Below are 9,659 nucleotides of genomic sequence, written 5' to 3'. Positions count from 1 at the left end.
GTCTGTTGACGCACGTGTTGCTGCCGGTGACGGTGCTGCTGCGGCGCGGGTACGCGGTGGAGGTGATCGGTGCCGCGCTGGCTGCTCGGGCGAGGGGGTCGGGGCACCGGCCGATCGGGAGGGCGTTGGGGGTGCCGGCGGCGACGGTCCGTGGCTGGCTGCGGGTGATGAGCGGCCGGCTCGGGCCGGCCCGGACGGTGTTGCTGCAGGTCGCGGCGCGGGCTGGGGTGGATTGGGTGGTGCCCACGGCGCAGGGGTGCCGGTGGCGGGACTTGCTGGCTGCTCTCGCGGCGGCGTGGGAGGCGGTGGTGGGCCGGTTCGGCCGGTTAGGGGTGCTCGGCCCGGTGACGGGCTGGCAGGTCGCCGTCGCGTGCTCGGGGGGTCGGTTGCTGGCGCCGGGATGGCCTTCGGGCGGGCCGAGCAGGAGCGGCAACACGAGTTGCCCCTGACGCGGGGGCTCGGGGTGTCGGCATCCTCGCCAGGGTTGCCCCTGACCGTGCCGCGGTCGGGTTTCCCCCTGGCTTCAGAGGAGTTTTCGTGGTGAGTACCCCCGAGCACGACGCGCACAAGCGGCGTGAGCGCGCCCAACTGGTGGCGTTGTTCCGGTACCAGTTGATTTGTCCCGCCCTCGATCCGGGCCTGTCGAGCAAGGCCCGGGGAAAGGTCGTGCGCGCGATCGCGGCCCGGGCCCACGCCGGCCCGTTCGGTGGGCAGCACACCTACTCCCGGGACACCCTGGATCGGTGGATCCGCCGCTACCGTGCTGGGGGGTTCGAGGCGTTGACGCCCTCGATGCGTCAGCCCGGGTCCCGGATCGACACCACGGTGCTCGAGTTGGCGGTCGCGCTGAAACGAGAGAACCCGGCCCGGACCGCGGCGCAGGTCGCCCGGATCCTGCGCTCCTCCTCGGGGTACTCCCCGTCGGAGTCGACCCTGCTGCGGCTGTTCCATCGGCGCGAGCTGATCGGTCCGGCGATCGGGCAGGCGCCGGTGTTCGGCCGGTACGAGGCCGAGGCACCGAACCAGCGGTGGGTCGGGGACGCGCTGCACGGCCCGAAACTCGGTGGGCGCAAGACCTACCTGTTCGCCTTCCTCGACGATCACTCCCGGCTGGTGACCGGCTACCGGTTCGGGTTCGCCGAGGACGTCGTGCGCCTGGCCGCCGCGCTCGAGCCGGCACTGGCCGCCCGCGGCGTCCCCGGCTCCTGTTACGTCGACAACGGCTCCGCCTACGTCGACGCGTGGCTGCTACGAGCCTGCGCCAAACTCGGGATCCGGTTGATCCACGCCACCCCACACCGCCCGCAGGGCAAAGGCAAGGTGGAGCGGTTCTTCCGGACCGTGCGGGAGCAGTTCCTCGTCGAGGTCACCGACACCACCGCCGCCGACCTGGCCGAACGGGGCGTCTCGCCCGCGGCGGCCCTGCTCGAACTGAACGCGCTGTTCACCGCCTGGGTCGAATCGCTCTACCACCACCAGGTGCACTCCGAAACCGGTCAAACCCCGCTGGCCCGCTGGAACGAGGGCTGGCAGGCCGCCGGCCACGGCCCGGCGATGCCGGCCGCGGACGCGTTGACCGAGGCGTTCTTGTGGTCCCACCTACGCACCGTCACCAAGACCGCGACGATCTCCCTGCACGGCAACACCTACCAGGTCGAACCCGCCCTGGTCGCCCGCAAGGTCGAACTCCTCTTCTCCCCGTTCAACCTCGAACGGATCGAGGTCCGCCACGGCGGACGCTCCTACGGCCACGCGGTCCCACACGTCATCACCCGGCACACCCACCCCAAAGCCCGACCCGAGACCCCCGAGCCGGCGCCCGCCCCGACCGGGATCAACTACCTGCGCCTGCTCGCCGACACCCACCACGCCCAAGTCGCCGACGACGAACGGATCGGCTTCCACGCCCTCTACACCAACCCCACCGAACCGACCACCGACCACCAGCCCCCGGGCCAGATCCCGGGACAGATCCCGGGGCAGCTCTCCCTCGACGAACTCCTCACCCCCACCACCCCCCGGCAGCAGGCGACCCGGTGAGCATCCAACGCCTACAGTCCTACTGGGGGTTCACCGCGATGCCATTCGGCCGCTCCCTCGCCCCCTCGATGCTGCACCGCCACGCCGGGCACGCCGAGGCCGTCGCCCGCATCGACTGGTGCATCAGCCAACACGCCCTCGGCGTGATCACCGGCGAAGTCGGCGCCGGCAAGACCGTCGCCATCCGCGCCGCCACCGCCGCCCTCGACCCCTCCCGGCACGTGGTCATCTACCTGCCCAACCCCTCCGTCGGGGTCCGCGGCATGCTCCACCACGTCGTCTCCGCCCTCGGGCAAGTGCCCTCCTTCTACACCGCGACTCTCGTCCCCCAAGCCGCCGACGCCCTCGCCGCCGAACACGCCGAACGCGGCCGCACCCCGGTCCTGGTCTTCGACGAGGCCCACCTGCTCGACAACCCCCAACTCGAAGCCGTCCGGATGCTCACCAACCACGGCATGGATTCCGGCGCCCCGTTCGCCGCGCTCCTCCTCGGACAACCCACCCTGCGCCAACGACTACGCCTCGGCGTGCTCGCCGCCCTGGACCAACGCATCGCCGTCCGCTACACCCTCACCGGGATGACCCCCGAAGAGACCAGCGACTACGTCACCCACCACCAGAAAATCGCCGGACGCACCGACACCCTGTTCAGCAACGACGCGATCACCCTGATCCACAACGCCTCCCGAGGCTACCCACGCTCCATCAACAACCTCGCCGTCAACGCCCTCATGGCCGCGTTCGCCAAAGACAGCAACATCGTCGACGAGAAAGCCGCCCGCATCGCCATCACCGAAACCGGCGCCGACTAACCAGCCGGGCGTCACCACGCCGAGCACCCCGTCACCANCGGGGTCCGTGCCCCGACGTTCCCCGCGACGCGTTGCCACGCCACCACCAGGAACGCCGGGTCACAGACCAGGTTCTACAGATCATCAAACCGGCGACCGGGATCTCCGGTCGCCCAACAATGCAGTTTGGCCTGCATCCTCCGTACCGTGACCTGCGCCCAGTCGTGCTCGGGCCAGATCACGGNCGCCGACCACGGCCCCGCCCGCCAACCGCGGGCGGGGCCGCTTCACACCCACACCATCGGCAAAACCAGTGACGCCGTCATCCGCAAAATGAACGCCGGTCAACACCCGCAGCGCCAATCCACCGCCGTCACCACCCGGCTCGCCGCGACATGCACACTCACCCCGAGACACGGCGCGACCAGCTCCGGCGCCTGCGAATGCAACGCGACCCGCCCAACGAAGCCCGAACTCCTCCTGCGGGAACTCCGCCCGCATCCCGTCATCATCAACCCGCGCCACCGCCACCAGCACGTCATTGACCAACCCATCCAACCGGTGCCGCAGCACCTGCACCTCGGACACCAACGCCAGCAGCCCGGCCACCTCCAGCGGCATCCCGCCGGGCGTGATGGAAGCGACCGCGTCCAAGGCGGCAGCGACAGCGAGTGGCGCTTCCATACGGAAACTCTACTCGAACATATGTACTATGGCAAAGGGTGAACCCACTCCTTTTGGGCGTTTCCCGGCCCGTGCGGGGCCGCTGACGGGACGGTCGCTACGGGTCGCGTCGGGACCGTTCCGGCTGGCGGCATACCTCGCCATCGCACTGCTACGAGCGGGTCGCGACACGCTCCCGGAAGTCCCAAGGCATCCGCCCGCCGGCGGGCCACCGCTGCACGAGGAGTCTCTTCCCTACGAGCCCTCCAGCTCGTCGCTGCACGCGAGGGAGACGATCGTCGCGATCATCGACGCAGGCGGGGTCGTCGCTCTCGATCTCGACGCAGCGCGCACGGGGTGACCGATGGGTCGTGCCTCGACGACTGACCCGTGCTCTCCCGTTCAACGCAGGAGCAGACGATACGCACCAGGGGTTTCCTCTGCTGCCCAATCGATTTCGACGGTCGATGTCAGAGCCGGCCGGAACTCGACTGACCCGCTATGCCGCCTGGGCGACAGACGCCCGCCACAGTGATCGTCTGTGCCTTGCCGGGGCAGCGCCCAAGATGCTGGACTGGCCACTCGACGGGGCTGAACCGGCCACTCGACGTGAGGGGGGACGCGGGGGCTGGCGCCTAGCGGTGGCGCTTGGGGCGAGAAGTGCGTCGTGGCCCGCCGGCCGCGCCGGTCTTGCTGCCCGCGCCCGCCTTGCCGGCCGCGCCGGTCATGCTGCCCGCGCCCGCCTTGCCGGCCGCGCCCTTCGTGCCGGCGGGTCCGGTGGCATCGGACACCTTGGGGAGGATGACCAGGACGGTAGGGTCGGCCAGAACGGAGGCACCCACGGTCTCGACGCGGCCGTTGCCTAGGCCGAGACGAGCCAACAATGGGCGGGCAGCGGACAACTCGGCGGCGGCCGAAGCCCCCTTCATCGCGACCAGCTCGCCACCCACACTAACCAGGGGCGCGCACCACCGACACAACTTCTCGAGAGCAGCGACCGCACGCGCGGTGACATAGTCCGCAGCCAACACATCCGCGAACTCCTCGGCCCGGCCGCGGCGCACCTCCACATTCGTCAGTTCCAGCTCGGCCACGGCCGCCGAGAGCCAGTCGGTGCGCCGTAGCATCGGCTCCACGAGCGTCACCCTCAGATCCGGCCGCACGATCGCCAACGCGATCCCGGGCAAACCGGCACCGGACCCCACATCGATGACACGTGCTCCGACGAGCGGCATCGCCTCGGCCACCACCGCGCAGTTCAAGACGTGCCGGTCCCACAGTCGCGGCACCTCGCGCGGCCCGATCAGCCCGTGGCTGACGCCGGTGTCCGCGAGGATCGCGACAAAGCGACGCGCCACATTGACTCGATCCCCGAAGACCGCGGCAGCTGCCGCGGGCGCCACGCCGCCCTGCCCGCCGATCGCCCGCGCGCCCACGATGACATCCGCCCCGTCGACAGAAAAGCCGCTGCCCGGCCCCGCGCCGGGGCCGGGCAGCGGCGATTGCTCGGTCATGATCGGTGCGCTATCGCGGACGTATCCCGGCGGCTCAGCCCGCCGGGAGCACCACGACATACCGCCGTGGCTCGACACCCGAGGACTCCGAGACCAACCCGGCGGCGAGCACCTCGTCGTGGACGACCTTGCGCTCGAAGGCGCTCATGGGTTCCAGTTCGACGGCCGACCCATCGGTGCGACACTTCTCGATCGCGCTGCGCGCCTGGGCAACCAGGTCCGCGCGGCGCTCGGCGCGGAAGCCCGCAACATCGAGCATCAATCGCGAACGCTCACCGGTCGCCGACTGAACGGCCAGCCGAGTCAGCTCCTGCAGCGCCTCGAGCACGCGGCCGTTCGGGCCGACCAGACGCCGCGGCACCCGGCCTTCCTCGGAATCGACAACGGCGACGACGGCACGATCCCCGTCCACATCCAGGTCGATGTCACCGTCGAGGTCGGCGATGTCCAGGAGCGTCTCGAGGAAGTCCGCAGCCACCTCACCTTCGCGCTCGAGCAGGGATCGCCGAGCGCCCCGCCCGCGACCGGCGCTCGCCCCGCCCGCGCCCGCGGCGTCACCCTCATCGCCCGCCGCCTCACTCACGCCCGCCGCGTCACCCTCATCGCCCGCTGTGTCACCCTCGTCGCCCGCCGCCTCGCTCACATCGTGAGCGTTTTCGGCAGCCGCGTCGACGCCCGCGTCGCTCGCGTTCGCCTCGACCTCTGGCGTCTCCTCGAGGTCCGAGGACTGCTCGGACACGATCACATCGTTCTCGCTCATCCGGCGCTAACTCCTTTGCCGTCTCGGTGGCCCGGAAGCGGGTTCACCAGGGTTGGTATGACGTGAAGCCGCCGTCAGCGGCCGGGCGCATCCTGCGGACCATCCCCGCCGGAACCGCCGCTGCTGGAGCCGCCCGCCTTGGGACGTGGCCCGCCACGGTCCTTGCGCTTGGGCTGGACGCGTTGTCCCGACTTGGGAGCGGACGTGTCGACCACAGTGCCGCTGACCGCCCCCGTGCCCGGCACCACCGGTGTCGCAGGCAGCGGCTGCCCCTTCCGGGCGCGCCGTTCGTGCAGCGCCTTCTCGGCCAACGAGCCCGGTGCCGGCATCCGCCGGATCACATAGAACTGCTGACACATCGACCAGACGTTCGTGACGAACCAGTAGATGAGCACACCGATCGGGAAGTTGACACCCGAGATCGCGAAGACCAGCGGCAGCACATAGAGCAGCACCTTCTGCTGCCGCGCGAAGGGGTTGTCCAACGCGGAGGCCGGCATGTTCTTGGTCATCAGCTGGCGCTGGGTGGTGAACGTCGTGACCGACATCAAGATGATCAACACGATCGTGACGATCTTGGTGTTGGTCGTCGAGGCACCCATGAACTTGTCGGAGAGCTGGGCTCCGAAAATCATCGCCTGCTCGGCCTGGCTCGCGACGTCGCGGGTGATCGGGCCGATGCCGTCACGCTTGCCGTCGGCGATCGACTGCAGCCCATTAAGCACGCGGAAGAGTCCGAAGAAGATCGGCGACTGGGCCAGGATCGGCAGACACGACGAGAGCGGGTTGGTCCCTGAGGAGCGGTAGAGCTCCATCGTCTCCTGCGTCATCTTCTGACGGGATTCGGGATCGGTCTTGCCCTTGTACTTCGCCTGGATCTTCTGCAGCTCGGGGCTGAGGATCTGCATATTCCGCGAGGCGTGGATCTGCTTCATGAAGAGCGGGATCAGCGCCGCTCGCATGACGATAACCAGACCGACGATCGAGAGCCCCCAGGTCCACCCGGACGCCGCGGGCATCCCGACCGCGGTGAAGGCCTGGTGGAAGCCGTACATGATCCACGCGACCACCCATTCGATCGGGTAGAGCACGCTGTTGAAGAAGTCGCCCATGCTGTCCTTAACTGCTCAGTTGGTGATCATGGTTCGCCGGCGGCGAGAAGCTGAAAGTCTGAGGCACGTGATCGACTCCGCCCGGTGCCCACGGGTGACAGCGAAGAACGCGCCGCGCCGCGAGATAGCTCCCGCGGAAAAGTCCGAACCGGCGCAGCGCCCCCAGCGCATAGGCCGAACACGACGGGTAGTACCGGCACGAGGGCGGGGTCATCGGGGAAATCACCAGTTGATACGCCCGGATCAGCCAGATCAGCGGCTGCGCCAGCAACCCGCCCACCGTCATACCCGCGCTCCCCACGCGCGATCGGCCCGACCGAAGGCCTCATCGAGGGCCACGCCCAGTTCGGCGCTGCTCGCCGTCCCGGCGGCCGCTCGGGCGCGCACCACGTAGTCGACGCCCGGTCGCAGCGCCTCAAGCCGGGCGCGGCACTGCTCGCGCAGGCGCCGCTTGGTGCGATTGCGGATCACCGCATTACCGACCGTTTTGGAGACGACGAAGCCCACCCGGCAGGGGGCATTGTCCCGGCCAGGGGCGCGATATGCATGCACCACCACGAACCGGGCCGACCCGTCGACGCGGTCGCGACGGCGCAGGACTGCGTTGAAGTCGGCGCTGGAACGCAAGCGATGCCGTGCCGGAAGCACAGCTCGGGATGCGTCAGGCGGACAGCTCGGCGCGACCCTTGCGGCGGCGAGCCGAGAGGATGGCGCGGCCGGCGCGGGTGCGCATGCGGGCGCGGAAACCGTGGTTCTTGGCGCGGCGACGGTTGTTCGGCTGGAAGGTGCGCTTGCTCATCTGACTTCTTCCGTATGACGTGGCGAGGGTCCCGCTCGCCGGCGTGGCGGTGGTCGTAGTGACTGCCGGGTGGCTGATCGGCTCGCTTCTCGGCCGCAATCGGAAGCCTGCGCGCGGGGCGTGGGCATGCGAAAACGGCCGAAAGGCCGAAGCACAACGATACGGGGCGCCCACTCAGGGGGTCAAACCGACGGCATCCGGCAAGCGGCATGGCACCCAAACCGACCATCCTGCACCCGTTCGATCGGGCAGCGTTGACGCGACACACCCCAAGGCGCCAAAGATTCCGCCGCCGGGACATAATGCCTTGGGCTCGCGCTTGCTCGCGCGGGTGGAGGGTTGTTAGGTTCGGCCCTCGTCCATGATGAGGTGGCCGCTTCCCACAGGGTGTGGACAACGCTGTGGATGTCGTGAACGGTCCCAGGAAGGTAGGCCCCGTGTCCGAGGCACGGTTGGACGCGAGCCGATTGTGGGCCAAGGTGCTGTCCACCCTGGCCGAAGACCGCGTCTCCATCCAGCATCGCTCGTTCCTCAAGGACGCCAAGGTCAAGGGGATCCTCGACGACACGGTGCTCATCGCGGTCGGCAACGACTTCGCCAAGACCGTTCTCGAGCAGAAGGTCCGCACGCACGTGCTGGCCGCGCTCGCCGCTGAACTCGGCACCGAGGTCACCCTCGCCGTCACCGTCGATCCGTCGCTGCCGGTCGAGGAGGACCTGTTCACCAGTTCGGTCGAGGCTCCGGACGAGGACACCGTGGTCGACGACGGTCTGGTCGACGACGACTTCGAGCCCGAGCCGCTGCGCCCGGGTGCCGGCTCGGTCGTCACCCTGGACCCGCTCGATGCGACCCGGCTGAACCCGAAGTATGTCTTCGACACCTTCGTCATCGGCGCGAGTAACCGCTTCGCCCACGCCGCGGCCGTGGCGGTGGCCGAGGCGCCGGCCAAGGCCTACAACCCGTTGTTCATCTATGGCGAGTCCGGGCTGGGCAAGACCCACCTGCTGCATGCCATCGGGCACTACGCCCGCATTCTGCAGCCGCATCTGAAGGTGCGGTACGTCAACTCCGAAGAGTTCACCAACGACTTCATCAACAGCATCCGCGACGACAAGGCGGCGAACTTCCAGAATCGCTATCGCGAAGTCGACGTCCTGCTGATCGACGACATCCAATTCCTCTCGGGCAAGGTCCAGACCCAGGAGGAGTTCTTCCACACCTTCAACAGCCTGCACAACACCAACAAGCAGGTCGTGATCACCTCGGACGTCCCGCCCAAGCACCTCTCGAATTTCGAGGACCGGATGGTCTCGCGCTTCGAGTGGGGCCTGCTGACCGACGTCCAGCCGCCCGACCTGGAGACCCGGATCGCCATCCTGCGCAAGAAGGCGATCCAGGAGCGGCTCTCGGTCCCCGACGAGGTCCTGGAGTTCATCGCCTCGCGGATCTCGACCAATATTCGCGAGCTCGAGGGGGCCCTGATCCGGGTGACGGCCTTCGCCAGCCTCAACCGGCAGCCGGTCGACCTGCCGCTCGCGCAGATCGTGCTCAAAGACCTGATGCCCAATGAGCACGCCAACCAGATCACCAGCGCGACAATCATGGCCCAGACCGCGGCCTACTTCGGCCTGACCATCGAGGATTTGCAGGGGCAGTCGCGCTCGCGGGTGCTCGTCACGGCCCGCCAGATCGCGATGTACCTCTGCCGTGAGTTGACCGATCTCTCGTTGCCGAAGATCGGCCAGCAGTTCGGCGGCCGCGACCATACGACCGTCATGCACGCCGACAAGAAGATCCGCCAGTTGATGGCCGAGCGCCGGGCCATCTACAACCAGGTCACCGAACTGACCAATCGGATCCGTCAGCAATCTGCCTAGCCTCGATCGTTCACGGGTGATCGGCGTGTCCGGGGTGTGAAAGTACGGAAGTGCCTGTCCTGCAACGGGATACTTGGACTTACGACAGTTCAAAGTTCCTGAG

Annotated in this window: 10 protein-coding genes; 4 read left to right on the top strand and 6 right to left on the bottom strand. The window is 68.6% G+C overall.

All coding sequences use genetic code 11. The annotated features are described in order from the left end of the window. The 3 genes from ABD209_RS01415 to ABD209_RS01405 form a co-directional block, all read left to right on the top strand. Positions 1–449, top strand: a 449-nt coding sequence (locus ABD209_RS01415) for a hypothetical protein (protein WP_344061058.1), incomplete at its 5' end; no start/stop codon positions are given. 88 nt (positions 450–537) lie between these two features. Next, positions 538–2,040: a DDE-type integrase/transposase/recombinase gene (locus ABD209_RS01410; RefSeq protein ID WP_344061055.1), complete on the top strand. Its 1,503-nt coding sequence runs from the start codon at positions 538–540 to the stop codon at positions 2,038–2,040. Continuing rightward, positions 2,037–2,852, top strand: a complete 816-nt coding sequence (locus ABD209_RS01405; RefSeq protein ID WP_344061052.1) for an ExeA family protein — start codon at positions 2,037–2,039, stop codon at positions 2,850–2,852. The genes ABD209_RS01410 and ABD209_RS01405 overlap by 4 nt, the downstream gene beginning before the upstream one ends. Positions 2,853–4,129: 1,277 nt before the next feature. On the opposite strand, the gene rsmG is transcribed toward ABD209_RS01405, so the two are convergent. The 6 genes from rsmG to rpmH all read right to left on the bottom strand — a co-directional run bounded on the left by rsmG (position 4,130) and on the right by rpmH (position 7,679). Next, positions 4,130–5,008: a 16S rRNA (guanine(527)-N(7))-methyltransferase RsmG gene (gene rsmG, locus ABD209_RS01400; RefSeq protein ID WP_344061049.1), complete on the bottom strand. Its 879-nt coding sequence runs from the start codon at positions 5,006–5,008 to the stop codon at positions 4,130–4,132. Positions 5,009–5,042: 34 nt separating this feature from the next. Next, entirely contained in the window at positions 5,043–5,768 is a 726-nt protein-coding gene (locus ABD209_RS01395; protein WP_344061046.1) for a Jag family protein, read from the bottom strand. Positions 5,769–5,842: 74 nt separating this feature from the next. Then, the gene (gene yidC / locus ABD209_RS01390; protein WP_344061042.1) at positions 5,843–6,880 is read right to left on the bottom strand and encodes a membrane protein insertase YidC; all 1,038 of its coding nucleotides are present in this window, start codon (positions 6,878–6,880) and stop codon (positions 5,843–5,845) included. Between the two features lie 7 nt (positions 6,881–6,887). Further along, complete coding sequence (gene yidD, locus ABD209_RS01385; RefSeq protein WP_344061039.1) at positions 6,888–7,166, bottom strand: membrane protein insertion efficiency factor YidD; 279 nt, start codon at positions 7,164–7,166, stop codon at positions 6,888–6,890. Further along, positions 7,163–7,528 carry a ribonuclease P protein component gene (gene rnpA, locus ABD209_RS01380; protein WP_344061036.1) on the bottom strand — a complete coding sequence of 122 codons (366 nt, stop codon included), beginning with the start codon at positions 7,526–7,528 and terminating at the stop codon, positions 7,163–7,165. Before rnpA ends, yidD begins: the two co-directional genes overlap by 4 nt. 13 nt (positions 7,529–7,541) lie before the next feature. Beyond that, on the bottom strand, positions 7,542–7,679 hold the full coding sequence (gene rpmH, locus ABD209_RS01375; protein ID WP_324388253.1) for a 50S ribosomal protein L34: 138 nt from the start codon (positions 7,677–7,679) through the stop codon (positions 7,542–7,544). A gap of 437 nt (positions 7,680–8,116) precedes the next feature. Between rpmH and dnaA the strand changes: the two genes are divergently transcribed. Then, positions 8,117–9,556 (top strand): chromosomal replication initiator protein DnaA, encoded by a 1,440-nt coding sequence (gene dnaA / locus ABD209_RS01370; protein WP_344061033.1) that lies wholly within the window; start codon positions 8,117–8,119, stop codon positions 9,554–9,556. The last annotated feature ends 103 nt before the right edge of the window (positions 9,557–9,659 follow it).

Origin of the sequence: Nostocoides vanveenii (assembly GCF_039531165.1) — a bacterium.
Lineage (GTDB): Bacteria > Actinomycetota > Actinomycetes > Actinomycetales > Dermatophilaceae > Nostocoides_A > Nostocoides_A vanveenii.
The sequence above is the reverse complement of the archived record's forward strand: the minus strand, read 5'-3'. Positions and strand labels throughout refer to the sequence as shown.